The following is a 26321-nucleotide window of genomic DNA, read 5'->3' on the forward strand; positions in this document are numbered from 1 at the left end:
ACAAATTCAATACTGAAAAATCGTGGATTAGGTATAGCAATCGCTGTGTCCGTTCTGATACACGCTATTGTGTTGTCGGTTAAATTCGTTACTCCTGCGACATCCGGTTTCAGACATACTTCTCCCGTTATTGAAGTCGTGCTCAGTGGCGGAGGGGGGAATGGCCTGGGAACAGGTTCGGCTGGTGCAAACAACAATATCAGCGCAACCGTCGTCAATGCTCAGGCAGCCGTAGAAAAAATGCCTGAGAAACATGTGTTGAAAAACAAACCGGCCGAAAGCCGCCCGATTACGTCCCTTTCAAAACAAGGCAATCAGAAAAGTATCCCTGTTCCGGAAACAAAGACCAATCCCGTCCAAAAAAACGCCCATTCTTCCAATAAAGGCGGCACTCAGAACGGGTATGGCGGAACGGGTGGGGGAAGAGGTGAAGGCGATTCCGTTGTGTTCAACCGGAATGCGAGGGGAGGTTATGCCTATGGCAACGGGAGCGGTCAGGCCATTACTTCACAAACCAGAGATGTCGGCGATGCCATGTATTTCAAATCAGTGCAGAAAAAAGTCGAAAGCATTGGTGTCATAAATTTCCCACAAAAAAATGGAACCCGTTTGTATGGGCAGCTGACTGTCCGGATTAACGTGTATCATGACGGCTCTCTTTATGAAAAAGCCGGTGGGGTCAGTGTGGTCAAGTCGTCCGGCAATCCGGCTCTGGATGCGGCCGCTTTGAAAATTGTACGGCGCGCTGCGCCTTTTGGCCGTTTTAGCGGGAATGTCCGAAGCATCATTACACGTTTGAATTTTACACGTGATCAGGGGCTGAAATCGCAGGTTGTAACGACGACTTCTTGATCGTTCATGCAAATTTACCTTAAATTTCATTAAAATCGTTTAACTTCACATATAATGCATCGTTATGCCTGATCGTTACGCCGTTATAGGAAATCCTGTCGCCCATAGCAAATCACCTGAGATTCATGCCCTGTTTGCATTGGAGACCAGGCAGAATCTGGAATATGGACGTCTGTTGGCACCACTTGACGGGTTTGTTGATGCCGTAAGGAAATTCATTGATGAAGGCGGAAAAGGATTGAATGTCACTGTCCCTTTCAAATTTGAGGCCTTCAGTTTGGCGAATAAGCTGACGTCGAGGGCGAAAATGGCCGGAGCCGTTAATACACTTCACTTTAAGGACGGCATCATATATGGCGATAATACGGACGGAGCTGGACTTGTCGCCGATTTGACGCTAAATGCCGGTTTTTCGTTATCAAATAGTCGTATTTTACTTTTGGGTGCTGGTGGTGCGGCTTACGGTGTGATGCTGCCTCTTTTGCAGCAGAAACCTGACATCGTTCATATTGCCAATCTGAGCGTCGAAAAAGCGGATGAAATGGCGAAACAGTTTTCCGGATTCGGAAAGACGAGGGTTTCATCATATGACGAATTGAACGAGCCTTACGACATTGTCATCAATGCAACTTCTGCCGGGCTTTCAAATGCGATGCCGCCGGTTTCTTCTCCCGTTTTTGAAAAGCACACACTGGCACTCGATATGGTTTATGCAAACAGGCCGACTCCTTTCATGCAATTTGCCGGGCAATGTGGTGCCAGAACACGTGATGGTTTCGGTATGCTGGTGGAACAGGCGGCAGAATCCTTTTTTGTCTGGCGTGGTGTCAAACCGCAGACGAAACCGGTATTTTCTCATTTCGGACGCGAATAATGGCGAAAATAAGGGAACTTGTCGCACTTTGCCGAAAATACTGGCGCTGGATCGTCTTTGTTCCATTGGGACTCATACTGGCGATGCAGATCTACTTTTTCTTCCAGATTGCATGGTGGGTTCATTTCAATCCGGGTTCGACAAGCTTCATGCGGCAACAATTGTCCGTTTTGCAGGAAAAGAATCCCAAAGCGAAGTTGCAGCATAAATGGGTACCGTATAAACGTATTTCGCGAAATTTGAAACGGGCGGTCATTGCATCCGAAGACTCGAATTTCACCGATCACGAAGGTGTGGAGTGGGAAGCGCTGTTAAAGGCGTATGAAAAAAACAGCAAGAAAGGAAAAATCGTCGCAGGCGGTTCTACCATCACGCAGCAGCTGGCCAAAAACCTTTTTCTTTCCGGCAGTCGCAGTTATGTGAGAAAGGTCCAGGAACTTGTCATTACCTACATGCTCGAGTTCTGGATGGAAAAGGAGCGAATATTCGAGCTTTACCTGAATCTGGTCGAGTTCGGTACGGGTGTATTCGGCGCTGAAGCCGCGGCACGCCATTATTACGGGACATCCGCTGCCAATCTCAGTGCCGGGCAGGCAGCCAGGCTTGCGGCCATGTTACCCAAACCCCGTTATTTCGATTCTCACAGAAATTCCGCTTATCTGATGCGCCGGACTTCTCTTATATTAAGAAGAATGGGGTCGGCTGACGTGCCAAGATAAAAGAAATTAATTGTTCGCAAGTAACTTGCCTCGTAAACATGTTATCAGTACACTTGCGCTATTTTCAGTTGGGCAATAATTTGGTGACCATTCAAAATAACGCAATTTGAACGTTTGTCATTAAACTGAAATCTTTATGTGATGTGATCCATCCCTGATTTCTGCCGACAGAAACCCTGTTAATGTGTCTGAAAGTTTTTTCTCATGATCAATGTCTTCGTCCTTCAAAACGGTCGCTTGAATCAGGTGCCTATCGAATCCAGAGCGGATCTGGAAAATGTCGCCCCTATCTGGGTCGATATGACCGATCCGACGGAAGAAGAGCGTTCCTGGGTGAAAAGCACCTATGATGTGACGATGCCGGATGAAGACGACGTCAAGGACATCGAAGCGTCTGCCCGGTATTACGAGGCGGAAAACGGTGACTTGCATCTGCGAACGGACTTTCGGATCGATGACGACGATGAGGGCCCCTCACAGACCATTACCGTTGCTTTTATCCTGACACGCAACATGCTGTTTTCCATGCATCCCGAAGACCTGCCGGTTTTCAGACTTGTCAGGATGCGGGCCAGATCGCGACCCGGTTCCATTACCGATTACAAGGACGTTCTTCTCGATCTGTACGCTACCGACGCGGAATATTCTGCGGATGCACTCGAAGGCATATACCGCAATCTGGAAGAAGTCAGCAGCAAGGTATTGCAGGAAGAGTTTACCGATCAGGACGCGGCGGCTACTCTTTCCACGATTGCCAAGGAAGAAGATTTGAATGGACGTATCCGGCGTACGATGATGGATACACGTCGGGCGGTCAGCTTTCTGATGAGAGGCCGTTTGCTGGATTCGGACCAGTTTGAAGAAGCGCGCCAGATTTTAAGGGATATCGAATCGCTCGATGGCCATACATCATTTTTGTTTGAAAAAATCAACTTCCTGATGGATGCGACGGTCGGTTTCATCAACATCAACCAGAACAAGATCATCAAGATTTTCTCGGTTGCCAGTGTGGCGTTCCTGCCGCCGACACTGATCGCCAGTATATACGGCATGAACTTCCGTATCTTGCCGGAGCTGGCCTGGGATTTCGGCTATCCGTTCGCGCTGATTCTGATGGTGGCTAGTGCATTGGCGCCTTTCTGGTATTTCCGTCACAGGGGCTGGCTGAAATAAACAGGTTTCATGCCGTTATTCACTGTTTTTTCGCCGGTTTTGCCGGATCAGTGCCATATTGGCAGGATGTTTGTTGTCTTCCCCTTTTTTGCCTCTTTCCGCCCGCGGGATGAAATCAGCGCCCACAATTGCCCGGGCGGTTGCCAACTCTTCCCCATTTTCGGACAACCATTCCGTGATCAGAGAAGCGAGCCTTTCCAGCGCAATGCCATGCATGGCATTTGTCTTCCGATAGATCCAGTCGGACAGTGCCATGAAACGTTCGAATGGCTGATCCTTCAATATAAATGGCAATGTTTTGATAAAGCGGCCTGAGTTGGCAATCAGATCCCAAAAGCGCGCAAAACGTTTCATCCGTTGCATATCCTGAAATCCGATATCGGCGGTGGACAAAATCGTATAAGGTGCTGAGGAATCGAAAACCAGCCGGTATGCTTCGATATGTCTTAATACCGGAGTGCCCCGAAGACGTTTTAAAATACCCACTTGTATCTCGTGCGGATCGATATCGACCAGGCGGTTGAAACCCTTTGCAAAGCTGTCGATATTTTCTCCGGGCAGTCCTACAATCAGATCAGCGTGCATATGGGCGTGAGTATGCTCTCTCAGCCAGCGGATATTTTTTTCCGATTTTTCATTATCCTGTTTTCGGCTGATCAGGTTTTGTACATCGGTATTGAAAGACTGGACTCCGATTTCCAGTTGCAGGGAACCTTCGGGAAACTTCAGAATGGCTTCTTTCAACGCGTCGGGTAAATGATCCGGAACCAGTTCGAAGTGAGCGAACACAGGGTCCATTGGCGCATCTTCCAGTTTTTTCAGGAAAAACCGGATAATCTGGAGACTTCTTTTAATATTCAGATTGAAAGTGCGATCGACGAATTTGAAATTTCTTGCCCCGCGCCGGTACAGCTTTTCCATTTCATCGAGAAACAGGTCTGTATCGAAAGCCCAGGCCGTTTTATCAAGCGAAGAAAGGCAGAATTCGCATCGAAAAGGACATCCACGTGACGCTTCTACGTAAAGAGTGCGATGGGCGATATCCTCATCAGTATAAAGATCATAAGGCAGAGTGATATCCGTCATGGCAGGCTGAATGCCCTGATGGACTTTCGTAGAAGGCGCTTTGCCGTCAAGAATCTGCCGGCATAATGTGGGCAGTGTCATTTCACCCCAGCCCCTGATGACATAATCAGCCATCCGGGCGACAGGCTGGTCTTCCGTTTCATGGGATACTTCAGGGCCGCCGAGAATAATGATGGTATCAGGAGAAACGGCTTTAATCAGAGAAACGAGTTTTGTTGTTTCTTCCACATTCCAGATGTAAACCGACAATCCCAATATACGTGGTTTTCGTGAAAGTATTTTCTCGGCAAGAACGGTCACATCTGCGCCAATGACGAATTCCATCAGTTCGGTTCTGGATTGAAGCGCCCCCATATTTGCTTTCAGGTAACGAAGGCCAAGAGCTGTATGAGCGTAACGGGCATTCAAAGTGGAAAGCAATATCGACATGGCATTTTTATTATTTTGGAGGGTGTGGGCGCCTATCATGAAATAAGGCTGTCAAAAAGACAAGTCGAATGAACTGTTTGCAATTCGGGAAATAAGCGGATAAAGCCGGGGGATGAGGGAAAAATTGACTGTGGTCAAGCAGGTTTTTCGGCTTGAGAAGCTATGATACCCGTTAGCTTGAAAATTGGCTGTAGCACTTGTTTCCGCATGCAAACAGTTGCCTGATGAAACAGTTACTTCAGCGTTTGATTCCGCAAAGAAACGTTATTGTCGTTTAATTGGCGTTAAGCGACATAGTCATCACACATACATGGGCACGACAGCAGAAGATTCGTTGAATCCGGAGACCATTTCAGGTGGTCATCTGGTGGCAAAAGCACTTCGAAACGAAGGCGTCGATACCATCTTCACATTATCTGGTGGCAATATCGTCGATATTTACGATGGATGTGTCAGTGAAGGCATCCGGATCATCGATTTTCGTCATGAACAAGTCGCCGCACATGCCGCAGACGGATATGCAAGGCAAACCGGTCAAACAGGTTGTCTTGTCACCACAGCAGGTCCCGGATGTTGCAATGCCGTGATCGGTCTGGCGACTGCCTTGCGTTCCGAAACGCCTCTTTTGCATATCGGCGGTCAGGGTGCCACGACCCAGTATTTGCAAGGTTCGTTACAGGAATACGATCACGTCAAGCTGATGTCTCCTGTCACAAAATGGGCAAGCAGCGTGAAAACGACCGAACGCGTGGCCGATATGGTATCCATGGCTTGTCGAGAAGCGACAGGTGAAGTGCCCGGTCCGGTTTATCTTGAAGTGCCACGAGACATTCTCGATAAAAGCGTCGAGTTCAAAAGCTGCACCATTCCTGCTGCCGGTCATTACCGTTGTTCTCCCAAAGTCATGTGTGCCCCGGAAGAAATCGAAAAGCTGGCCGATTTGCTCATTCATGCCGAAAAACCGGCAGTACTTTTCGGGAGCCAGGTATGGAACAGCCGCAGTCATGTCGAGGCGGCAGAGATGGTCAAGGCGTTCGATATTCCCGCTTATACCAATGGCTCGGCACGTGGCATTCTGAAAAGCGACAATCCCCATTCATTCGATCGTACCCGAAGCATGGCATTGGCCAGTGCGGATGTCATTCTGGTTGTAGGGACTCCTTTCGATTTTCGTCTCGGATATGGAAAACAACTGAATCCGGAAGCCAGAGTAGTCCAGATTGACCAGAATTATGTCGAAATCGGGAAAAACAGGGATATAGAGCTGGGCTTGCTGGGGCACGCTGGTACCATTTTCAATGCCGTGATTCAGTCTGCTTCCGGAAGAGTCGAAAAAGGAGCGCGTGCCAAACGCCGGCAATGGATGCAAGAGTTACGTGTCGCTGAAGAAAAGGCACTTGAGAAACTGATGCCTTTGTTCCACTCGGAAAACAGGCTGATCAATCCCTATCGGGTCGCGTATGAACTGAATGAGTTTTTGAATGACGATACAGTTTATATCGGAGACGGGGGCGACGTCGTTACGATTTCAGCGCAGGCAGTACGTCCGCACAATCCGGGCCAATGGATGGACCCGGGCCCGTTAGGCAGTCTGGGTGTCGGAACCGGTTTCGCTATTGCCGCAAAGCTTGCTCATCCCGAAAAAGAAGTTCTTTGTTACTACGGGGATGGCGCTTTTTCCATGACCGCATTTGATATGGAAACGGCCAATCGTTTCAATGCGCCTTATCTGGCTGTCGTCGGTAACAATTCGGCGATGAACCAGATCCGTTATGCACAACTGGCGAAATATGGAGACAGGGGAAACGTTGGTAATTTGTTAAGTGACTTGCCATATGGTAAATTTGCTGAAATGATGGGTGGATATGGAGAAGAAGTCCACAATCCAGAGGACATTGCAGGTGCCTTGCAGCGCGGCAGGGAAGCTGTGGCGAAAACAGGAAAATGTGCAGTCATCAATATCTGGGTTGATCCGCAGGAATGGTCACCCGGTACCAAGGCACGTCTGAAGTCGCGTATGGTAACGGCAGGAAAATAATGTAAAGAATACGAGGGGAGAGGGTGACCTCTCTCATTGTAAGGAAGACTGGCATTTGCCAGATAAAAGAAGTAAAACTGACCAATATATTGGAGGAAGATTAGTATGGGTAGCAAAGCATTATCCGGAGTAAGAATCCTGGACATGACCCACGTACAGGCAGGTCCAACCTCATCGCAGCTGCTGGCATGGATGGGTGCAGACGTTATCAAATTCGAAAACCCGACCGGCGACATCACGCGTAAGCAATTGCGCCATGATCCGGAAAAAGACAGCTTGTACTTCACCATGTTGAACAGCAACAAGCGTTCCATCATTTCCAACATGAAAAGCAAGGCAGGCTGCAAAGTATTTGAAGAACTGCTGAAAAAATGCGACGTCATCATGGAAAACTTTGGACCGGGCGTTCTGGAAAGATTCGGATATTCCTGGGAAAAAATCCATGAAATCAACCCATCCATCATCTACGCCACCATCAAAGGCTTCGGTTCATCCGGTCCATACAGTGACTACAAAGCCTACGAACCGATCGCCCAGGCAATGGGTGGTTCCATGTCCACAACCGGTTTCCCTGAAAACCCCCCGACCATTACCGGCGCCCAGATTGGTGACACCGGTACCGGTTTGCATCTGGCCATCGGTATCTGCGCAGCCCTGTACCACAGAACCCACAATGGCAACGTAGGCCAGCAGGTCGAAGCCGCCATGCAGGAATCCGTCATGAACCTGTGCCGCGTCAAATTCCGTGACCAGGGTCGTCTGATGGGTGGAAAAGGTGCCTTGCCAGAATACAGCCGTCCGACCCTGGGTCTGACAGCCGTGCCACGTGCCGGTAACGACTCCGGTGGTGGTCAGCTGGGTAACTGTATTCCATGTAAACCATTCGGTGCCAACGACTACTGCTATCTGGTTGTACAGGAAGCGAACTGGCCAATCGTCGCAAGAGCGATCGGAGACGAATCCCTGGTAACAGACGAACGCTTTGCCACGTTGGCAGAACGTCGTAAAAACCAGACCGAACTGTGGAAAATGATTGCGGACGTAGCGAAGAACTACACCAAAACCGAATTCACAGCCTTCTGTAACGAAAAGAACATCCCATGCGGCCCTGTTCTGTCGACAGAAGAACTGATGAAAGATCCACACGTTCTGCATCGTGAAATGATCGTCAAGGTAGAAGGTCACCCACAAGGAGACTACTACACAGTTGGTATGCCAGTGAAACTGTCAGACGGTAACGTCGACAAGATCACGCCGGCTCCAATGCTGGGCGAACACACCGAAGAAGTGCTGAAAGAAGTTTGCGGCATGTCTGAAGCGGATATCGCAGAACTGAGAGAAGGCGGTGCTTTCTCCCTGCCACCGAAAAAAGCGAAATAATTGGTGGTATTGCTTTAATGAAGTGATTCATTAAACTTTCTGCAGGATGGGTGGCAAACCACCACCCATCCCTTATTTTTGAAGGACGAGTATGAATATTCATGAATACCAGGGAAAAGAGATCTTACGTAAATATGGTGTAACCACCCCACGTGGTTTTCCCTGCTTTAGCGTTGACGAAGCCGTCGATGCAGCAAAAAAACTGGGCGGTAACGTCTGGGTTGTCAAAGCCCAGATTCATGCTGGCGGCCGTGGCAAGGGCGGTGGCGTCAAAGTTGCCAAATCTCTGGATGAAGTCAGGAAGTACGCTTCTGAAATTCTGGGCATGACGCTGGTAACGCACCAGACCGGTCCTGAAGGTCGTCTGGTCAAACGTCTGTTGATCGAAGAAGGCGCAGACATCCAGAAAGAATACTATGTCGGTATGGTCGTTGACCGTGCAACCCAACGTGTTGCCCTGATGGCATCTTCCGAAGGCGGCATGAACATTGAAGACGTTGCCAGAGACACTCCTGAACTGATTCACAAGGTATTTATCGATCCGGTCAAAGGTCTGACCGATGCTGAAGGTGAAGATATCGCTCGCAAGATCGGTATGCCGGAAGCCGCCGTCAAGGAAACCTGCAAATTCATGCAGGGTCTTTACAAGGCTTTCGTTGAAACCGACGCATCTCTCGCCGAAATCAATCCGTTGATCCGTACGGGAGACAATCGCGTTATCGCTCTGGACGCCAAATTCAACTTCGATTCCAACGCCATGTATCGTCATCCTGAAATTCAGGAATATCGCGATCTGGACGAAGAAAATCCTGATGAAATCCAGGCTTCCAAATTCGATCTGACTTATATTTCCCTGGATGGCAATATCGGTTGTATGGTCAATGGTGCCGGTCTTGCCATGGCAACCATGGACATCATCAAACTGTATGGTGGTGCACCTGCAAACTTCCTGGACGTTGGCGGTGGCGCAACGACAGAAAAAGTAACCGAAGCATTCAAGATCATGTTGTCCAACCCTGATGTCAAGGCCATTCTGGTCAACATCTTCGGTGGCATCATGAGATGTGACGTTATTGCAGAAGGTATCGTGGCAGCAGCCAAACAGGTTTCCCTGAAAGTACCTCTGGTCGTTCGCCTCGAAGGCACCAACGTCGATCAGGGCAAGGAAATCCTGGCCAAGTCCGGTTTACCGATTATTTCTGCCAGCGGCATGGCTGATGCTGCACAAAAGGCGGTTAACGCAGCAAAGGGTAATTAATTATGTCTATTCTGATTAACAAAAACAGCCGAGTCATCGTTCAGGGTCTGACTGGTAAAACCGGTGCATTCCACACGGAAATGTCCATGAACTATGCTTTCGGTAAAGAATGCTATGTTGGCGGCGTCACTCCTAAAAAAGGCGGCACGACCTTTTTGAACCTTCCTGTTTTCAATAACGTCAAGGATGCCAGAGAACAGACCGGTGCAAACGTTTCCGTTATTTACGTTCCACCTCCGTTCGCCGCTGCTGCAATCGATGAAGCCGTTGAAGCAGGTATTGAATTCGTTATCTGTATTACCGAAGGCATTCCTGTTGAAGACATGCTGCGTACCCGCTATAAAATGCAGGGCAAAAACACCATTCTTCTTGGGCCTAACTGCCCGGGTATCATCACTCCTGATGAACTGAAGATCGGCATTATGCCTGGCCATATCCACAAGAAAGGCTCTATCGGTGTTGTTTCCAAATCCGGTACCCTGACATACGAAGCCGCCAGCCAGCTGGCTGAGTTCGGTCTGGGCCAGTCTACCGTTGTTGGCGTTGGTGGCGATCCTATCAATGGCCTGAAACATATCGACGTTCTGAAGATGTTCAACGACGATCCTGAAACCGAAGCTGTCATTATGGTCGGTGAAATCGGTGGTAACGATGAAGAAACCGCTGCCGAATGGGTCAAGGAAAACATGACCAAACCTGTCGTCGGTTTCATTGCCGGCGTAACTGCGCCTCCAGGAAAACGTATGGGTCATGCAGGTGCCATCATTTCCGGCGGCAAGGGCACTGCACAGGAAAAACTGTCTGTTATGGAAGAATGCGGTATCAAGGTTACCCGCAATCCGGCTGAAATCGGCAAGACGCTGAAATCGGTTCTGAAATAATTGTTCAGTCAACAAAAAATGCCCGGTATAAACCGGGCATTTTTTTATCAGAAATGGCCTGTTTCCAGATAATTGCACAGGCATTCCAGACTGTATATCACGCTCTTTTCCCTGATCTTTGAGCGATCTCCGTCGAATAACTGTTTATCGGTACTGAAATAACTTTCTTTTGTCGCGAACCCGAAACAAACCGTTCCAACGGGTTTCTCCAGTGACCCGCCATCCGGGCCGGCAATTCCCGTGGTAGAAATGACGATGTCGGCGTTTGTAACGTCGAGACCGCCCTTTGCCATAGCCAGTGCAACTTTCTGGCTGACCGCGCCGTTTTGGGCAATCAATTCTTCCGGCACATTGACGGAACGGATTTTCGATTCGTTGGAATACGTGATGAAGCCACAGTCAAACCATTCCGAAGCGCCGGGAACGTCGGTAACCAGTTTGGCAAGACTGCCGCCAGTACATGATTCAACTATTGCCAGCTTCAGTTTTTTTTGTGACAGTAAAAAGCCTATTCGTTGAGCAAGCTCGTAAGGTGTCATAGTATTTCCCGATCAGTCAGGTGGTCATAAAACAGGTTTTCCATAATGCGAAAACGAGCAGGGTAAAAAATGCTGCAATAATGTCGTCCAGCATAACACCGAATCCCCCCTTGATGCGCTGGTCAAAGAAGCGAATCGGAGGCGGTTTCAGCATATCGAAAAAGCGGAAAACGATAAAGGCGAGAAATTCGGTCAAAAAAGATCCGGGAGTAACAAATATCAGTACAAGCCAGAAGGCAATGATTTCGTCCCAGACCATGCTGCCATCGTCTGGACTGTTCAGGGCGATTCCAGTGAATTGGCAAGTCCTGATCCCTATCAGAAAACCGGCAACGCAAATGATGCCCCAGGTAATCGGGTTGAAAATGCCGGGCGCGAGCCATGTGAGCAAATCGTAACTGATCCATGCGAAGAGCGTGCCAGCCGTTCCTGGCATGACAGGAGACAAACCACTACCGAATCCGAGCGAAATGAAATGCCAGGGATGCGACAGTAAAAATCGTTTGTCAGGGACATTTTCCCTTACAGTATCCATTATTGTGCCGTTGAAAAATGATCAAATGAGGTGAATGAAAGATTCTGTATCTCACCTGCTGAATTTTTAATGCGCAAGCCCTTCTCGTTTTCAATGTATCCAATTCGTGTAACGGGAACACCCGTCCGGGTAGAAGCTTCCAATATACGGCTTCTCATGGATACAGGTGCCGTAAAGCAAAGCTCGTAATCATCGCCTCCGGATAAGGCACAGTACAATTGCCGCTCTCTTGGCTGCTTTGCCAGCACCGGACTGATGGGAAGGGCATCGACATTAATTGTTGCGCCGACATTGGACGCGTCCAGAATGTGGTTTAAATCACCCATCAGCCCGTCAGACAGGTCAAGGGCTGCATGAGCGATTTTTCTCAGCTCCATACCCAGTGCGACCCGTGGGATCGGCATTTGCAGATTGGGAACGACCGCCTTGACTTCTTCCGGCTTCAACTCGATTTCTTCAAGGCAATGAGCCAGTGCGAGACGGGCGTCCCCGATAGAACCCGAAATCCAGATGTCATCGCCATACTGTGCCTTGTCTCGTCTCAAGGCCTGTCCAACCGGAACTTCCCCGAAAACGGTAATACAGATATTCAGGGGGCCGCGGGTAGTGTCGCCACCAATCAATTCACAGCGACAGATATCGGCCATGGAAAAAAGACCTTCCGAAAACGATTTCAACCAGGGTTCATCCGGGGAGGGAAGAGACAATGCCAGCGTAAAAGCAACGGGACGTGCCCCCATTGCCGCCAGATCGGAAAGATTCACTGCCAGAGACTTGTGACCGAGTTGTCTGGGATCGGTGTCCGGAAAGAAATGGGTACCGGAAACCAGCATATCGGTCGATATTGCCATTTGAGTTCCCGGAGTTGGAACCAGTAATGCACAATCGTCGCCGATTCCAAGAGATGCGGAAACAGCCGGTTTTTTGAAATATTTGGAAATGAGATCGAATTCTGAAAGCATAAATGCGAAAGGGTTTTAAAAGACGCTTAAAAATGATCAAGTAAATGTTTGTATTATGATGCTATCGATAACGAATCAAAGCAAGACAATGGTAGACTGTAAAGCCTAAATAACGTCGATTGAAAAAAGATAGTTTGACATAACCGCTCTTCAGAACACGATCCGTTCTGAAAATGCAGTCATTTATTGCCAGAAATCGGCTCAGATCTCATTACATAGGCGTATCGAATTATGGGGCAGGTATCCTGGATTGAATATATCGGAGCAGTGCTGTTTTTTCTGGCGCTGGTGCACACTTTTTCGACCAAATATTTTGTCAAGCTGGCGACGAAAGACAGCCATCATACGGGCTTGTGGCTGATGCTCGGTGAAGTTGAAGTCGTTTTCGGTTTCTGGGCCTTTATTTTGCTTGCTTTCATGGCAGCCATCGGCGGATATGAAAGCGCCGTCGAATATCTTGATACACGCAATTTTACCGAACCCTTATTTGTTTTCGTCATTCTGGTTATTGCCGGAACGCGTCCCATTTTGCAGGCAGTCCAGCTGTTGATCGACAAGATGGACAAAATCATTCCCTTGCCGGGAATGGTGTCATATTACTTCCTGACACTGTCCATCGTGCCGCTTCTGGGGTCTTTCATTACCGAACCGGCAGCCATGACCCTGGCCGCCATTATTTTGCGGGACCGTTTTTTCTCCAAAGGCATCCCAGAGGCGATGAAATATCTGACCATTGCGATCCTCTTGGTCAACGTTTCCATCGGTGGTGTTCTCACGTCATATGCGGCTCCTCCTGTATTGATGGTCGCCAGCAAGTGGGGTTGGGGACTCGATTTCATGTTAAGCATGTTTGGCTGGAAAGCGGCTCTGGCCGTATTCATCAATGCTTTGGCCGCAACATGGCTTTTCAGGAAAGTGCTGTTGTCGATGGATGACTTGAATGACGCTTATGAAATCGGAAGGGTTCCTCCTCTGGTATTGCTCGTTCATTTGTCCACACTCATTCTGGTCGTTATTTTCAGTCATCATCCTGTTGTATTCATGGGACTATTCCTCTTTTTTCTTGGATACACAGAGGCTTATCACCGGTACCAGAGCCCGCTGATGCTTCGGGAGGGATTGCTCGTGGCCTTTTTCCTTGCGGGACTGGTTGTTCTTGGCGGCATGCAAAAATGGTGGCTTGAACCGATACTGGCGGGGATGAACAGCGCAACGCTCTTTTTTGGAGCGACGGGGCTGACCGCCATTACCGATAATGCTGCACTGACTTATCTTGGATCACTTGTCGAACATTTGTCGGATGCAAGCAAATATGCGCTGGTTGCCGGGGCCGTAACGGGGGGCGGATTGACTGTGATTGCCAATGCGCCGAATCCGGTCAGTTTTTCACTGCTTAAAAATACTTTCGAACATGGATCGATCAATCCATTAATGCTTTTCCTGTACGCCTTGCCGCCGACAATTATTGCAGGATGCTGTTTCATGTTTTTGTAAAAGAAATGAACATTTTTTTACTCCTGTCGCCATTTCAGGCGTGCATGTAAAAAAAACTGTTTGTTGCAGGTATGTTCGTCAAGAAAAATGCCTGTCCAAAAACAATTAGGTAGTATAATGCGCGCCATGAGTACCTCGACAGATCCCCAGATTGAATCCCTGCGTCTCCCGCCTCACTCGATTGAAGCGGAACAGTCTGTATTGGGAGGCTTATTGCTCGACAATGCGGCCTGGGACAGGATTGCCGATCTGGTCAATCAGGACGACTTCTACCGGTTCGATCATCGCCTGATTTACCAGCATATTTCCAAACTGATCAACGCTTCCAAACCGGCTGATGTCATTACCGTTTATGAATCCCTTTCCGGAATCGGAAAGGCGGAAGAAATCGGTGGCCTTTCCTATCTGAATGCACTTGCCCAGAATACGCCTTCTGCTGCAAACATACGGCATTATGCACAGATCGTTCGCGACAGAGGGGTATTGAGAAGGCTCATTACCGTATCGGATGAGATATCGGCCAGCGCTTTTCAATCCCAGGGCAAAGAAGTCAAGCAGATTCTGGATGAAGCCGAAACCAGTATTTTCGCGATTGCCGAAGAAGGTGCCAGGGGAACGCAGGGTTTTCAGGAAATCCAGCCATTGCTGACTCAGGTAGTCGAGCGTATCGATGAACTGTATAACCGCGACAATCGTAACGATATTACAGGTGTTCCGACCGGTTTTATGGATCTGGACAGAATGACCTCAGGCTTGCAGCCCGGTGATCTGATTATCGTGGCGGGACGTCCTTCCATGGGTAAAACGGCTTTTTCCGTCAACATCGGAGAAAATGTGGCGATCGAAAGTGGTTTGCCTGTTGCCATCTTCTCGATGGAAATGGGCGGTGCACAGCTGGCCATGCGTATGCTGGGATCGGTCGGTCGTCTGGACCAGCATCGCCTGAGAACAGGACGATTGGCCGATGAGGACTGGCCACGATTGACCTATGCCATTCAGAAAATGAATGAAGCCCAGCTCTATATCGATGAAACACCGGCTTTGAGCTGTACGGATTTGAGGGCGCGGGCTCGAAGGCTGGCAAGGCAATGCAGCAAACTGGGCCTGATCATTATCGATTATCTTCAACTGATGTCGCCAAGCTCGGCAGGTGAAAACAGGGCAACGGAAATTTCCGAAATTTCACGAGGCCTGAAAGCGCTCGCAAAAGAATTGAATTGTCCTGTCATTGCCTTGTCGCAGTTGAACCGTTCCGTCGAGCAAAGACCGAACAAGCGTCCCGTCATGTCCGATTTGCGTGAATCGGGCGCGATCGAACAGGACGCCGATCTGATTTTGTTTATTTACCGGGATGAAGTTTACAATCCCGATTCTGCAGATAAAGGTACGGCCGAAATTATTGTTGGAAAGCAACGTAACGGCCCGATTGGCAACGTCAGACTGACATTTCTGGGCCAATTCACCAAATTCGATAATTACGCGACGGGTTCAGGGTCGTATAATGACTAGGTCTTTGAACCTTAAATACTGTTAAGACAGGTCTTTGTATTTAAAAACAAGCTGATATTCAGGGAAAGTGATATGTTCGGACGTTTAATGCCTAAAGAAGAGAAGTTTTTCGACTTGTTCAATCAGCATGCAGAATTCTGCGTCAAAGGTGCAAAAGAGCTTGTAGAGCTCATGAAAGATTCGAATAACATCGAAACAAGATTGCACGCTATTGAAGGTCTCGAAAAACAGGCAGACAAAATCACCTATCACACTATCGGAATACTTCATAAAACGTTTATCACCCCATTGGATCGTGAAGACATCCATCGACTCATTACCAAAATGGACGATATTCTCGACTTGATGGAAGACGCTGCCCAGACTGTTTCCCTTTACGATATCCAGTTCATCACTCCTGAAGCCGTTCGTCTGGCTGAACTGTGTCTGGGATGCTGCAATAAACTCCAGGAAGGTGTTTCCCTGTTGCACAACATGAACAATTCGCGGCAGGTTCTGGAAATCTGTGAGGAAGTCGACCGGCTTGAATCGGATGCGGATCATGTCATGCATGCCGCCATGTCGAAATTGTTCCGCGATGAGCCGGATGTCCGCAATCTGATCAAACTGAAAGCCTTGTACGAAATTCTGGAAAACGTAACCGATGTTTGTGAGGACGTTTCGAATATCATTGAAGGAATTGTTGTTGAAAATGCCTGATTTCTTTCGAAATCAAGGCATTTTTTTTTATTTTCAGGTCAAATAAAGTTCACCATTCATGCACGCCATTCACGTTAGTCTCTACACCATCATTTTCCTTGTCGCTCTGGCTTTGATTTTTGATTTTATGAACGGCTTTCATGATGCGGCCAATGCGATTGCAACAGTCGTTTCGACCGGTGTGTTGAAACCGCATACAGCGGTGGCCATGACCGCATTCATGAATGTTGTCGCTATTTTCGTGTTTGACCTGCATGTGGCAACAACAGTTGGAAAAGGAACTGTCGATCCAGCTATCGTCGATCATTACGTTATTTTTGGCGCACTGGTCGGCGCCATTGGCTGGAATATCATCACCTGGTATTACGGCATCCCTTCATCTTCTTCGCATGCCCTGATCGGTGGACTGATTGGTGCGGCCATTGCCAAAGCAGGAAGCGGTTCCCTGATGGCTTCCGGCATTTTGAAAATTATCGCCTTCATCGTTATTTCCCCGTTACTCGGTTTCATTCTGGGATCATTGATGATGTTGCTGGTGTCGTGGATTTTTGTCCGTTCCCAGCCAAGGTCGATCGATAGATGGTTCAGACGATTGCAACTGGTTTCTGCTTCCCTGTACAGCCTGGGACATGGGGGTAACGATGCACAGAAAACAATGGGGCTGATCTGGATGCTTCTGATCGCTTCAGGTTATGCCATGGATGATGGCCATTTGCCTGTTTGGGTCATTGTTTGCTGTTACGGGGCAATTGGTGTGGGAACCCTGTTCGGCGGATGGCGTATCGTCAAAACGATGGGACAGAAAATCACCAAACTGAAACCGGTTGGCGGTTTTTGTGCGGAAACGGGCGGCGCGCTGACTTTGTTTGTCGCAACTGCGTTAGGTATTCCTGTTTCGACAACCCATACCATTACAGGCGCTATTGTCGGGGTGGGGTCCTCACAGAAAATGTCGGCAGTCAGATGGGGCGTTGCCAGCAATATTGTCTGGGCATGGATTCTGACTATTCCTGCATCGGCGTTTCTTGCTGCCATTGCATGGTGGCTCGGCACCCAGTTCTTATGATTTGCGCCGGTTGGCGATGATGGAACTGCCGAGTGCGGCAATGATCAACAAAGCTCCCAACAGGCCTGTAATCGCTTCCGGTACTGGAAAGAGCACTCCCAAAAGCATTAAAAGTGCCAGCGAACCGATTGCCCAGAAAGCGCCATGTTCAAGGTAGCGGTAATGACTTAAGGTTCCTTTTTCAACGAGCAGAATGGTGAAACTTCTGACAAACATGGCGCCCGCTCCCAGTCCAAGAGCAATGATGAACAGATTGTTCGTCATGGCAAAAGCGCCCAGAACCCCATCGAATGAAAAGCTGGCATCAATCAGTTCCAGATAAAGAAATCCACCTACACCCTGATGAACGATATGCTGTTCAATCTGCTGATCGTGCGGGCTGAGAAGCGATGCTACGCCTTTGGTAAGCACATAAACGACAAGTCCCCACATGCCGGCGAGAAGGAATTCAAATCTTTCGTCGGGTGAAACGAAGTACGTGATGGCAGTCAGGGTTATGAGCGTCAGGGCGGCCTGAATCGCTTCCATCTGGCCAAGGCGCGTCAAAGGTTTTTCGATAAATGCCAGCCAATGTTCGGTTTTGTGCCGTGCCACAAAAAAACTGAGAAAAACCATCAATAGAAAAACACCTCCGAAGGCGGCTACTTCGTGATGGGCTGATGCCATTATCCGGCTGTATTCATGTGGTAGATATATGGCAATGTTGAGCGCTTCGGCTGGGCCCATATGTCCAGCGACACAGACGATCAGAAGAGGAAAAACCAGTCTCATGCCGAAAACGGCAACAAAAATACCCCAGAGAAGGAAATGCTGGCGCCAGATATGACTCCAGTGTTTCAGAATGCCGGCATTGACAACGGCATTGTCGAATGACAGGGCGACTTCAAGAACGGTCAGAAAGAAAATGGTCGCAATAGCTGCGGGTCCGCCAATAGCATAGCCAACTACAAATGCAGCAACGCAAACAATAAATGATGATGTGAAATATGAAAGATAAGATTTCATGGTACTCCCAGCATTTGAATTGTAAGCCTTGCCGACATTTTTTTCCCGTTTTATTTATAAAAAAGGCCATCCTTCACTGGTACGAGGAAGGATGGCCAGGCTCATGATTACGATTCTAATCAGAACGGCTTGCAAATCCAAGTAAATGCAAAAGGCTGGTAAAAAGATTGAAAATGGCAACGAACAGGGTCACGGTTGCCATAATGTAATTGGTTTCTCCGTTACGAACGATATTGTTCGTTTCATGCAAAATCAGACCGGACATCAATAAAACAAAAACGGATGAAACGGCCAGTGACAAGGCCGGGATATCGAAAAACAGGGCGATCAGACCAGCGAAGAAAGCCACCAGAATGCCTGTCGTCAGAAATCCGGACAAAAACGAAAAGTCACGTCTGGAAAAAAGTGCGATCCCTGACATGACAAGGAAAATAAGAGCCGTGCCACCCAGGGCCATCATAACAGTCTGGGCGCCATTGGGCAGGCGCAAGTAATAGCCGACGATGGGACCGAGCGTATAACCCATGAATCCCGTCAATGCCAATACAAACAGGATACCAAGTCCGCTATTTCGGTTTTTTGTCACCAGAAACAACAGGCCGAAATAGCCGACTATCGTGATCAGAAAACCGGGATAGGGCAACTGCAGGGCAATCGTAGCCGCTGTCGTAATGGCACTGAAGGCCAGACATATAGACAAAAGAAAATACGTATTTCTCAACACCCGTCTGGACGAAACGTCCAGTACGGAGCTGATATTGGCGTTCTCTGTCGTGTTATCGTAGAAGCGGTAACGTCTGGTCATGGTATGTTAATTTAAATCCAGAATAGGCCGGTTAATGTATAACGGCATTGTCGTATGCGATATCTCTTTTGCCTTTGACAAGGTTTTGTTCAGAAGACGGGAGGCACGACGCGTTGCCGAATCGAATGCGCTCTTCATATCGGCCGCAAATTCGGTCACGACAATCGGAGACATCCCGGGCAGAGACAATTGAATCAGGCAGCGTTTCTTGAAGCCGCTTTTGATCCGGTTTGTATCTGACAAACGAATCATAATATAGTCGATGCTATTTTGGGTGTGAGATAACATCGTATCCATACGTTCCTGGATGTATTCCTGAATAGCCTCACCGGCCTTGATACCCTTGGTAATAATAGTTGGTGCCATAAAAACTCACTCCTTAATTACTTCTTTATTGCTTTTTCAGTATATTACCCATTCCCAAAAGAAATAAAAAGGGATGATAATAGTAATGTTACTTCAATAAAATAGAACAATGAGCGCTTTAAACTTAAATTATAGACATCTTTATTACTTCTGGGTGGTCGCAAAAGAAGGCGGAGTCACGCGTGCGGCAGAAAGGCTGGGCGTTGCGGTCCAGACAATCAGTATGCAATTGTCACTGTTGGAAAAAGCGGTGGGAAAAACTTTATTCGCCCCGCAGGGCAGGCGTCTTGTCCTGACAGAAGCCGGGCGACTGGCCTTGAATTATGCCGACCAGATTTTCCTGCTCGGTGAGCAGTTACAGGAAGCATTGGCGGAAGACGATATCGGCAAGAGTATGCGTCTGACGGTCGGTATTTCCGATTCATTGCCTAAAATGATCGCCTATCGTTTGCTTGAAACCGCTCTTGAAATGCCCCAGTTCGTGAGAATGGAGTGTTATGACGGTTCATTTGAAACGCTCTTGGCGGATTTGGCTTTGCATAAACTGGATGTTGTCCTGACGGATCGCCCGATCAATATGGGAAGCAGTTTGCGGGTTTTCAGCCATGAATTGGGGGATTGTCCTGTCTGGCTGTTCGGATCGGAAGAGTTGGCTGAAAAGTATCGCCCCAATTTCCCTGAATGTCTTACAGGAGCGCCGATTTTATTGCCAACTCGGGGAAATGCGATCAGAACCCGTCTCGATCAATGGTTTGAAGTGCATGGCATCCGGCCATTCATCGTCGGTGAATTTTCCGATAGTGCGCTGCTGAAAACATTCGGTCGCAATGGCTTGGGGATGTTCCACGCCCCGATCGCACTTGAAAAAGAAATGAAAGACCAGTTCAGATCGGTTCCAATCGGAGAACTGACTGAAGTCAGGGAACAGTATTATGCGATTTCTGCGGAAATGAAGATCAAACACGCTGCTGTTGAAGCCATTCTTGCAGCACACAAGGGAAAAATCTTTTAAAAGATTGAAGAACAGGCGCAGGACCTAGTTCAGATGATTGGCAAGCAGGATAAATTGCTCCACAGTCAAATCTTCCGGTCGTCTCGTTGGATCGATCCCCAATTCAATCAGACGCGATTCGGAGAACAACGGGGCCAGATTGTTCCTCAGCATTTTTCTTCTTTGGGAAAAGGCTTGCGTCACTGTTTTTTCAAGAGCAACAGACGAGCATGCTTCGGGGGTTTCACGCGGAATCATCCTGACAATGGCTGAATCGACCCTGGGCATCGGATCGAATGCCGTCGGAGGGACGATAAAGAGCAATTCCATATCGTATTGCCATTGCAGCATCACGGAAAGGCGTCCGTAAGCCTTATTGCCCGGTTCAGCAACCATTCGTTCGACAACTTCTCTCTGTAGCATGAAGTGCTGGTCTTCTATACACGAAGAAAAATTCATCAGATGAAACAACAAAGGCGAGGAGATGTTGTAGGGCAAATTGCCGACGATACGCCATTTGTTTTCACTGGATGCGCCTATCGTTCTGAAATCGAAAGATAATGCATCCCCCTGATGAATAGTCAGTTTATCCGCAGGGAAACGTTTTTTCAGGTAAACGACCAGATCCCTGTCCAGTTCGATCACGTCCATCTGTGACAAATACGGGAGCAGGTTTTCCGTCATGGCTCCCATTCCGGGACCGATTTCCAGCATGTGATCCGTTGGTTTCGGAGCTATCGCCGAAACGATATCGTCCAGAACGGATTGGTCTTTCAGGAAATTCTGTCCGAATCTTTTGCGGGGAATATGTTTCATATTCTAAAAATGAATATTGTTTCGCCAGTGGCTTGCCATGAGGGCGGCCGTGTTGATGGCTTCAATCATACTGCCGTGATCGGCCAGACCCAAGCCTTTTTCAGCGATATCCAGAGCGGTACCATGATCGACAGACGTTCTGATCAGGGGAAGCCCCAAGGTGATGTTGACACCTTGTCCGAAAGTGGCATATTTCAGTACAGGCAAGCCCTGATCGTGGTACATGGCAAGAATGCAGTCTGCATTCTGCAAGAAACGGGGCTGGAACAAGGTATCTGCGGGAAATGGACCGCAAGCGTGAATGCCAGCCTTCCGTGCTTTTTCCAGTGCAGGAGAAATCACGTCAATCTCTTCCATACCAAGGTAACCGTTTTCACCTGCATGCGGGTTCAAGCCTGTAACCAGTATTTTTGGAGAAGCGATCCCGAATTTGTTTTTGAGATCATTGTCGATGATAGACAGGATCTCCATTAAAGAGCCAATCGTAATAGCGCCTGAAACGTTTTTAATCGGCAAATGAGTGGTTGCCAGAGCAACTCTCAAGGCAAAGCCCGGGATATCGTTTCCCATCGGTTTGGTAGGTCCTGCCAGCATCATGACGACTTGTCTGGTCGCCGTTTTCTCCGCAAGGTATTCAGTATGTCCCGTAAATGGAATACCGGCATCGTTAATCGTGCTTTTTTGTACAGGCGCCGTCACAATGGCATCGAAATTTCTTTTCAGGGCACCTTCAATGGCGATATCGAGCGAGTTTAAAACGGTTATTCCATTTGCCGGATTCAACTTGCCCGGGGTCACAGTTTGTTCAAGCGGGCAGTCAACGACGTAAATCCCGTCGAAATGGTGTGAAGACTCCAGTCTTTCGGCATGAATTCGATCAATACGCTTCAAAACGATGACCGGATCGATTTTTTGTGCGAGCTCTTCCAGATAAGCGTAATCGCCGATCAGGACAGGAAGGACGGTTTTACGACATTCCCATGCTCCGCGAATCGAGATTTCGGGACCAATTCCGGCAGGTTCTCCTGTCGTTATGGCAATGACAGGCGTTCTGGTCATTGATGTTTTTCATCCAGACGATATTCGACGTAAGCCTTGTCACGCAGCTGGCGAAGCCATTCTTCAGTTGCTTCAGCCACTTTACGTTCTCTCAAAGCCTGTTTTGCCGCAATACGTTTTCTTTCGGCTGAAACGTCATCCGTTTTCTTGTCCAGAACCTGAATCAGATGAAATCCAAACTGCGTTTCGATCGGCTCACTGATTTCACCGGGTTTCAGAGCCACCATGGCTTTTTCAAATTCCGGAACGGTATCGCCGGGATAAATCCATCCAAGATCCCCTCCGCGGCTGGCAGAGCCATCGTTGGAATATGTTTTGGCCAATTCCTCGAATGTTGCGGATTTGTTGATGATTCTTTGTCTCAGGTCGATCAGTTTTCGTTTTGCCTCATCGGCAGAAACGAGTTGATTGACTTTGATAAGAATATGACGTGCGTGAATCTGCTGGACAGTATTTTTATCGGAAGCGCTTGCGACAGATTCCGCGCCGTTCGTCATTTTGCGGCGATCCAGAACTTTCAAAATATGGAATCCATTCGGACTCTTGATGATGCCTGTCACATTTCCGGGTTTGACTCCCGCCAAGGCATCCACAAACGATTTTGGCAGACGATCGGTGCTTCTCCAGCCGATATCCCCGCCACTCAGGCCTTCATCTGCATCGGAATAACTGGCGGCAGTTTGTTGAAAATCGCCGCCCGATTTCAGAACGTCCAGAACTTTTTCGGCACGTGCACGTTTTTCAGCGATCTGTTCCGGAGAAGCATTTTCCGGAATACGGATGAGAATATGGCCCAATCGGAGTTGCTCCGGCATCTGTAGCTGTGAGTCGGCGCCCAGGAGGTTATCAACCTCGGCGTCGTTGATCTGGATTTTATTGACAACTTCACGATCACGCAATCGTGACATCGTGATTTCCTCACGGACTTTTTCCCTGAATTTTTCAAATGGCGTTCCGTTTTGCTCGGTTTGACGTTTGAATTGAGCGAGAGACATATGATTTTGTTCGGCCATCAGGGCAATCGTACGATCCAGTTGTGTGTCGTCAACCCGCAGTCCCATGTCTTTTGCCAGTTGTAACTGGGCCCTTTCGACAATCATATGTTCAAGAACCTGTTTCTGAAATTCTGTGCGTGGAGGAAGCGCGATATTCTGTTGTTTCAACTGTGCTTCGACCAGAGTAACCCGTTCATTCAATTCACCTTTCGTGATGACATCGCTATTGACGATTGCCGCAATCGAATCAACAACGACCTGTTTGGATGGCTGGGCCTGATTGTCCTGGGCAAGAACGGTGGCAGAGAAAAAGACACCGAAAGCCAAAATCAGGGCCGGGCATGAAACATGACAGCGACGAAAGAAATTTGCTAAAAACATAAGGCTGATCCTTCAGGGATGAAATTCGGTTCTTACTATATAGGAAAATTCATTCAAGGTGAAAGCGGTTCATATCCGGGAATGCTTCTGCGCAAGGCATTTAACGGGTTGGAGCCGATACTGGAAAGACCTTTCAGTTCAAGCTGGAAGTAAAGGGCTGTATTCGTTTCCACCGATGAGGTGGCATAACGTTGAGCCATGAGCCTGAAAATCCAGCAGTCCGCGTTATATTGGAATCCGAAAATATTTTCGATCGTTCTGCTATCAGCAAGGGAATAGCTGACTTGTCCGATAGCATACCAGCGCTTGGCAATAGGCCATTGGCCGGATACATTGACCTGATCCAGTTTGTTGCCGTAAAAGTCAACGGTGTCCCTCAGGTAGCGGTATTCCGCATTCAGCAATTGCATCGGTCCCGGTTTCCATTGAGTGCTGAAGTTTGCACTATACATTTTCCTGGTACTCTGATTGTACTGAAATGCAGAGTCGACTGAAAAAGTCGGCAGGATTTTTCCACCGGCCATGACGAGCAAATCAGACCGGTTCTGGGACTCCTCAAGGTTGGTGTTATAAAGATAAACGCGTTGATCTGTGAAGTAATAACGTTGGCCAATAGTGAAACGCATGCGTTCAGCACCATTTTCTTCAAGAAAACGTGTTGTCACAGCAGCGGTCAGATTATTCGCATCGGCGACACGATCATAGCCATCGAAACGGTTTTCAGTAAACAACAAGGGATATCCAAAGCTGGGTTCACCCGAATCGAAAATAGGATACTTGCTTTGATCCTTGTACGGGGTATAAACATAGAACAAACGTGGTTCCAGTGTCTGGGTCATTCCCTTGCCAAAGAACGACGCGTCTCTTTCGAATACAAGACCACCATCCAGAGAGAATGTTGGCAAAACGCGTGTCAGCGACTTGACATTATAGGGCGATTCATCCAGGTCGTACTTCGCCATATTCAGGATGGCCTTTGGTGTGAAAAAATAACCGCTCTGATAAATCGGATAGGAAATTTCCGGTTTCATAATGAAACGGTTGCCGCGAGCCTGTTGCTGTTTCAAAGGCATTTGGTCCAGATATTCATTGGATAACCAGAAACGGGTCATTTCGGCATACATTTGCCAGTCGAAGCCATGAACGTCTTCTTGCCCGCCAGTGATGGTCAATTGGGGCAAGCGGTCGAAAGGTTTGATGATAGGCGCTTCAACATCCTGAAGAACCTGGTAATTGGTCGCCCGCAGGGTTGCATTCCAGACTCCTAGCTTCTGTTTGAATCCACCTTCCCGCAAAAGCAGACGTTGCAAATCGCGGTTTTGTGGGCTCGAAAAATCGTCGGGATATTTATCATCCGATGCCGATTTTACGTCCCAGTAGTATGAGAGGCCGTTGTTAAAAGCCTGCTGGTGTTTGGTTGACAGAAAGTACCTGTCGCGGTCAGCTTCCTTGTCGTTGGGCAAATATTCCACATAAGTGGTGCCTGAATAATTATTCCCCATATATCTGGCTTCAGCACCTAATTGCAAACCTCTTCTGGCCATCAGATTAGGGAAAATGGTCAAATCGTAATTGGGAGCGAGGTTGAAATAGTAAGGGACGATAACCTCTAAACCGTTTTTCGATGTCATGCCCATAGTCGGCGGCAAAACACCGGATTTACGCTCTGCCTTGATCGGAAAGGTCATTGCAGGTGCGCCTATAATCGGCACATCCTTGAAGTAAAGCACTGGACTTGTGGCATAGCCAATGTTACGGGTGTTATCCAGATGAAGCTTGTTTGAGCTCAGGTACCAGTCAGGATTGACACCCTCACAAGTACTGTAAGTGCTTTTGAAAATATTGGTCTTGTCATCACCGACAAGTTCGATTTTGCTGGCTTTGCCCTGACCGTTTGTCTCTTCGAATTTATAAGTCGTATTGAGCAGCTGGCCTTCGCCAGTATCAAGATTCAGATTGGCCCGTTCAGCCGTAAACTGGTCGCCGAATCGCTGTATGAAAACATTTCCGATTAATTCGGTTTCGTTTTCCTCCTGACGGAAGATACCGTGATCACCTGTCAACAGTGTCTGGTCTCGCTGAACCTCGACTTCATAATCGAGATATAAGTCACGTGCGGGACGCCCTGTAATTTGCTCCGCCTGAAGAATGGTTGGCGCATCCTTGTTTTCAACCCGTTTTGGACGTTCGACTTTCTTTTTCGTGCCAGAACTGTTTTTGGATTTTGCCTGTGCTGTTGGAGAGACAACAAGACTCGCCGAGAACGTAGCCAGCAACGAAAATAAGACACACGGCGTAAAAGATGCAAAAAAACGGCTCATGAAAAAAGCACAAAGAAATTAGGCTGCAATATATTATTCAGAATCGCTTATTATATGGGAACTTTGTCATTAAAAACGTAACGTTTCA

General features: G+C 48.1%; 24 protein-coding genes. 13 read left to right on the top strand and 11 right to left on the bottom strand.

The window, feature by feature from the left end; translation table 11 throughout:
- Nucleotides 1-45: 45 nt before the first annotated feature.
- The 4 genes from BRW83_RS02665 to corA all read left to right on the top strand — a co-directional run bounded on the left by BRW83_RS02665 (nucleotide 46) and on the right by corA (nucleotide 3618).
- A complete protein-coding gene (locus BRW83_RS02665; RefSeq protein WP_036603204.1) occupies nucleotides 46-852 on the top strand; it encodes a cell envelope integrity TolA family protein in 807 nt (268 codons plus the stop codon).
- A 64-nt stretch (nucleotides 853-916) separates the two neighbouring features.
- Nucleotides 917-1726 carry a shikimate dehydrogenase gene (gene aroE, locus BRW83_RS02670; RefSeq protein ID WP_005881784.1) on the top strand — a complete coding sequence of 270 codons (810 nt, stop codon included), beginning with the start codon at nucleotides 917-919 and terminating at the stop codon, nucleotides 1724-1726.
- Nucleotides 1726-2445: a monofunctional biosynthetic peptidoglycan transglycosylase gene (mtgA, locus tag BRW83_RS02675; protein ID WP_005881781.1), complete on the top strand. Its 720-nt coding sequence runs from the start codon at nucleotides 1726-1728 to the stop codon at nucleotides 2443-2445. Before aroE ends, mtgA begins: the two co-directional genes overlap by 1 nt.
- A gap of 204 nt (nucleotides 2446-2649) precedes the next feature.
- Nucleotides 2650-3618 (top strand): magnesium/cobalt transporter CorA, encoded by a 969-nt coding sequence (gene corA, locus BRW83_RS02680; protein ID WP_005881779.1) that lies wholly within the window; start codon nucleotides 2650-2652, stop codon nucleotides 3616-3618.
- 15 nt (nucleotides 3619-3633) lie between these two features.
- Here corA and BRW83_RS02685 read toward each other — a convergent pair whose 3' ends face one another.
- Nucleotides 3634-5133, bottom strand: a complete 1500-nt coding sequence (locus BRW83_RS02685; RefSeq protein WP_036603203.1) for a B12-binding domain-containing radical SAM protein — start codon at nucleotides 5131-5133, stop codon at nucleotides 3634-3636.
- Nucleotides 5134-5443: 310 nt separating this feature from the next.
- Between BRW83_RS02685 and BRW83_RS02690 the strand changes: the two genes are divergently transcribed.
- The 4 genes from BRW83_RS02690 (at nucleotide 5444) to sucD (ending at nucleotide 10690) form a co-directional block, all read left to right on the top strand.
- The gene (locus BRW83_RS02690) at nucleotides 5444-7171 is read left to right on the top strand and encodes a thiamine pyrophosphate-binding protein (RefSeq protein ID WP_005881775.1); all 1728 of its coding nucleotides are present in this window, start codon (nucleotides 5444-5446) and stop codon (nucleotides 7169-7171) included.
- Between the two features lie 105 nt (nucleotides 7172-7276).
- Nucleotides 7277-8551, top strand: a complete 1275-nt coding sequence (frc, locus tag BRW83_RS02695; RefSeq protein WP_086131736.1) for a formyl-CoA transferase — start codon at nucleotides 7277-7279, stop codon at nucleotides 8549-8551.
- 91 nt (nucleotides 8552-8642) lie between these two features.
- Nucleotides 8643-9809 (top strand): ADP-forming succinate--CoA ligase subunit beta, encoded by a 1167-nt coding sequence (gene sucC / locus BRW83_RS02700; protein ID WP_005881773.1) that lies wholly within the window; start codon nucleotides 8643-8645, stop codon nucleotides 9807-9809.
- Nucleotides 9810-9811: 2 nt separating this feature from the next.
- The gene (gene sucD / locus BRW83_RS02705) at nucleotides 9812-10690 is read left to right on the top strand and encodes a succinate--CoA ligase subunit alpha (RefSeq protein WP_005881771.1); all 879 of its coding nucleotides are present in this window, start codon (nucleotides 9812-9814) and stop codon (nucleotides 10688-10690) included.
- A 47-nt stretch (nucleotides 10691-10737) separates the two neighbouring features.
- Here sucD and BRW83_RS02710 read toward each other — a convergent pair whose 3' ends face one another.
- Genes BRW83_RS02710 through thiL form a run of 3 tightly spaced genes read right to left on the bottom strand, consistent with a single transcriptional unit; the run spans nucleotide 10738 to nucleotide 12726 of the window.
- Entirely contained in the window at nucleotides 10738-11229 is a 492-nt protein-coding gene (locus tag BRW83_RS02710) for a CinA family protein (RefSeq protein WP_005881769.1), read from the bottom strand.
- Nucleotides 11230-11245: 16 nt separating this feature from the next.
- Nucleotides 11246-11764, bottom strand: a complete 519-nt coding sequence (locus BRW83_RS02715) for a phosphatidylglycerophosphatase A family protein (RefSeq protein ID WP_005881767.1) — start codon at nucleotides 11762-11764, stop codon at nucleotides 11246-11248.
- Nucleotides 11764-12726, bottom strand: coding sequence for a thiamine-phosphate kinase (thiL, locus tag BRW83_RS02720; RefSeq protein WP_005881765.1), 963 nt, complete (start codon nucleotides 12724-12726; stop codon nucleotides 11764-11766). The genes BRW83_RS02715 and thiL overlap by 1 nt, the downstream gene beginning before the upstream one ends.
- Nucleotides 12727-12957: 231 nt before the next feature.
- Here thiL and BRW83_RS02725 point away from each other — a divergent pair, with 231 nt between their 5' ends.
- The 4 genes from BRW83_RS02725 to BRW83_RS02740 all read left to right on the top strand — a co-directional run bounded on the left by BRW83_RS02725 (nucleotide 12958) and on the right by BRW83_RS02740 (nucleotide 17494).
- Nucleotides 12958-14220 carry a putative Na+/H+ antiporter gene (locus BRW83_RS02725; RefSeq protein WP_005881762.1) on the top strand — a complete coding sequence of 421 codons (1263 nt, stop codon included), beginning with the start codon at nucleotides 12958-12960 and terminating at the stop codon, nucleotides 14218-14220.
- 117 nt (nucleotides 14221-14337) lie between these two features.
- Nucleotides 14338-15729, top strand: coding sequence for a replicative DNA helicase (locus BRW83_RS02730; RefSeq protein ID WP_005881761.1), 1392 nt, complete (start codon nucleotides 14338-14340; stop codon nucleotides 15727-15729).
- Nucleotides 15730-15801: 72 nt separating this feature from the next.
- A complete protein-coding gene (locus BRW83_RS02735; RefSeq protein WP_005881759.1) occupies nucleotides 15802-16428 on the top strand; it encodes a DUF47 domain-containing protein in 627 nt (208 codons plus the stop codon).
- A gap of 58 nt (nucleotides 16429-16486) precedes the next feature.
- Entirely contained in the window at nucleotides 16487-17494 is a 1008-nt protein-coding gene (locus BRW83_RS02740; RefSeq protein ID WP_005881757.1) for an inorganic phosphate transporter, read from the top strand.
- On the opposite strand, the gene BRW83_RS02745 is transcribed toward BRW83_RS02740, so the two are convergent.
- The 3 genes from BRW83_RS02745 to BRW83_RS02755 all read right to left on the bottom strand — a co-directional run bounded on the left by BRW83_RS02745 (nucleotide 17489) and on the right by BRW83_RS02755 (nucleotide 19670).
- Nucleotides 17489-18499, bottom strand: coding sequence for a DUF475 domain-containing protein (locus tag BRW83_RS02745; protein WP_005881755.1), 1011 nt, complete (start codon nucleotides 18497-18499; stop codon nucleotides 17489-17491). The genes BRW83_RS02740 and BRW83_RS02745 overlap by 6 nt on opposite strands.
- A gap of 115 nt (nucleotides 18500-18614) precedes the next feature.
- Nucleotides 18615-19304, bottom strand: coding sequence for a Bax inhibitor-1/YccA family protein (locus tag BRW83_RS02750; RefSeq protein ID WP_005881754.1), 690 nt, complete (start codon nucleotides 19302-19304; stop codon nucleotides 18615-18617).
- Between the two features lie 6 nt (nucleotides 19305-19310).
- Nucleotides 19311-19670 carry an HPF/RaiA family ribosome-associated protein gene (locus BRW83_RS02755; RefSeq protein ID WP_005881751.1) on the bottom strand — a complete coding sequence of 120 codons (360 nt, stop codon included), beginning with the start codon at nucleotides 19668-19670 and terminating at the stop codon, nucleotides 19311-19313.
- Nucleotides 19671-19779: 109 nt separating this feature from the next.
- Here BRW83_RS02755 and nhaR point away from each other — a divergent pair, with 109 nt between their 5' ends.
- Nucleotides 19780-20682 carry a transcriptional activator NhaR gene (nhaR, locus tag BRW83_RS02760; protein ID WP_005881748.1) on the top strand — a complete coding sequence of 301 codons (903 nt, stop codon included), beginning with the start codon at nucleotides 19780-19782 and terminating at the stop codon, nucleotides 20680-20682.
- A 24-nt stretch (nucleotides 20683-20706) separates the two neighbouring features.
- On the opposite strand, the gene rsmA is transcribed toward nhaR, so the two are convergent.
- From rsmA to BRW83_RS02780, 4 genes are read right to left on the bottom strand one after another with little or no spacing between them, the layout of a single operon-like run.
- On the bottom strand, nucleotides 20707-21477 hold the full coding sequence (rsmA, locus tag BRW83_RS02765; RefSeq protein WP_005881747.1) for a 16S rRNA (adenine(1518)-N(6)/adenine(1519)-N(6))-dimethyltransferase RsmA: 771 nt from the start codon (nucleotides 21475-21477) through the stop codon (nucleotides 20707-20709).
- A gap of 3 nt (nucleotides 21478-21480) precedes the next feature.
- The gene (pdxA, locus tag BRW83_RS02770) at nucleotides 21481-22536 is read right to left on the bottom strand and encodes a 4-hydroxythreonine-4-phosphate dehydrogenase PdxA (protein WP_005881744.1); all 1056 of its coding nucleotides are present in this window, start codon (nucleotides 22534-22536) and stop codon (nucleotides 21481-21483) included.
- On the bottom strand, nucleotides 22533-23912 hold the full coding sequence (locus BRW83_RS02775) for a peptidylprolyl isomerase (protein WP_005881742.1): 1380 nt from the start codon (nucleotides 23910-23912) through the stop codon (nucleotides 22533-22535). The genes pdxA and BRW83_RS02775 overlap by 4 nt, the downstream gene beginning before the upstream one ends.
- Before the next feature lie 53 nt (nucleotides 23913-23965).
- Entirely contained in the window at nucleotides 23966-26233 is a 2268-nt protein-coding gene (locus BRW83_RS02780) for an LPS-assembly protein LptD (RefSeq protein ID WP_036603194.1), read from the bottom strand.
- Nucleotides 26234-26321 lie beyond the last annotated feature (88 nt).

Origin of the sequence: Oxalobacter formigenes (assembly GCF_002127965.1) — a bacterium.
GTDB classification, from domain to species: domain Bacteria; phylum Pseudomonadota; class Gammaproteobacteria; order Burkholderiales; family Burkholderiaceae_D; genus Oxalobacter; species Oxalobacter formigenes.

Excerpts from the sequence above, each read along its gene's own strand:
- aroE (WP_005881784.1), top strand. The coding sequence starts at position 917 with ATGCCTGATCGTTACGCCGTTATAGGAAATCCTGTCGCCCATAGCAAA.
- mtgA (WP_005881781.1), top strand. The coding sequence starts at position 1,726 with ATGGCGAAAATAAGGGAACTTGTCGCACTTTGCCGAAAATACTGGCGC.
- corA (WP_005881779.1), top strand. The coding sequence starts at position 2,650 with ATGATCAATGTCTTCGTCCTTCAAAACGGTCGCTTGAATCAGGTGCCT.
- BRW83_RS02685 (WP_036603203.1), bottom strand. The coding sequence starts at position 5,133 with ATGTCGATATTGCTTTCCACTTTGAATGCCCGTTACGCTCATACAGCT.
- BRW83_RS02690 (WP_005881775.1), top strand. The coding sequence starts at position 5,444 with ATGGGCACGACAGCAGAAGATTCGTTGAATCCGGAGACCATTTCAGGT.
- frc (WP_086131736.1), top strand. The coding sequence starts at position 7,277 with ATGGGTAGCAAAGCATTATCCGGAGTAAGAATCCTGGACATGACCCAC.
- sucC (WP_005881773.1), top strand. The coding sequence starts at position 8,643 with ATGAATATTCATGAATACCAGGGAAAAGAGATCTTACGTAAATATGGT.
- sucD (WP_005881771.1), top strand. The coding sequence starts at position 9,812 with ATGTCTATTCTGATTAACAAAAACAGCCGAGTCATCGTTCAGGGTCTG.
- BRW83_RS02710 (WP_005881769.1), bottom strand. The coding sequence starts at position 11,229 with ATGACACCTTACGAGCTTGCTCAACGAATAGGCTTTTTACTGTCACAA.
- BRW83_RS02715 (WP_005881767.1), bottom strand. The coding sequence starts at position 11,764 with ATGGATACTGTAAGGGAAAATGTCCCTGACAAACGATTTTTACTGTCG.
- thiL (WP_005881765.1), bottom strand. The coding sequence starts at position 12,726 with ATGCTTTCAGAATTCGATCTCATTTCCAAATATTTCAAAAAACCGGCT.
- BRW83_RS02725 (WP_005881762.1), top strand. The coding sequence starts at position 12,958 with ATGGGGCAGGTATCCTGGATTGAATATATCGGAGCAGTGCTGTTTTTT.
- BRW83_RS02730 (WP_005881761.1), top strand. The coding sequence starts at position 14,338 with ATGCGCGCCATGAGTACCTCGACAGATCCCCAGATTGAATCCCTGCGT.
- BRW83_RS02735 (WP_005881759.1), top strand. The coding sequence starts at position 15,802 with ATGTTCGGACGTTTAATGCCTAAAGAAGAGAAGTTTTTCGACTTGTTC.
- BRW83_RS02740 (WP_005881757.1), top strand. The coding sequence starts at position 16,487 with ATGCACGCCATTCACGTTAGTCTCTACACCATCATTTTCCTTGTCGCT.
- BRW83_RS02745 (WP_005881755.1), bottom strand. The coding sequence starts at position 18,499 with ATGAAATCTTATCTTTCATATTTCACATCATCATTTATTGTTTGCGTT.
- BRW83_RS02750 (WP_005881754.1), bottom strand. The coding sequence starts at position 19,304 with ATGACCAGACGTTACCGCTTCTACGATAACACGACAGAGAACGCCAAT.
- BRW83_RS02755 (WP_005881751.1), bottom strand. The coding sequence starts at position 19,670 with ATGGCACCAACTATTATTACCAAGGGTATCAAGGCCGGTGAGGCTATT.
- nhaR (WP_005881748.1), top strand. The coding sequence starts at position 19,780 with ATGAGCGCTTTAAACTTAAATTATAGACATCTTTATTACTTCTGGGTG.
- rsmA (WP_005881747.1), bottom strand. The coding sequence starts at position 21,477 with ATGAAACATATTCCCCGCAAAAGATTCGGACAGAATTTCCTGAAAGAC.
- pdxA (WP_005881744.1), bottom strand. The coding sequence starts at position 22,536 with ATGACCAGAACGCCTGTCATTGCCATAACGACAGGAGAACCTGCCGGA.
- BRW83_RS02775 (WP_005881742.1), bottom strand. The coding sequence starts at position 23,912 with ATGTTTTTAGCAAATTTCTTTCGTCGCTGTCATGTTTCATGCCCGGCC.
- BRW83_RS02780 (WP_036603194.1), bottom strand. The coding sequence starts at position 26,233 with ATGAGCCGTTTTTTTGCATCTTTTACGCCGTGTGTCTTATTTTCGTTG.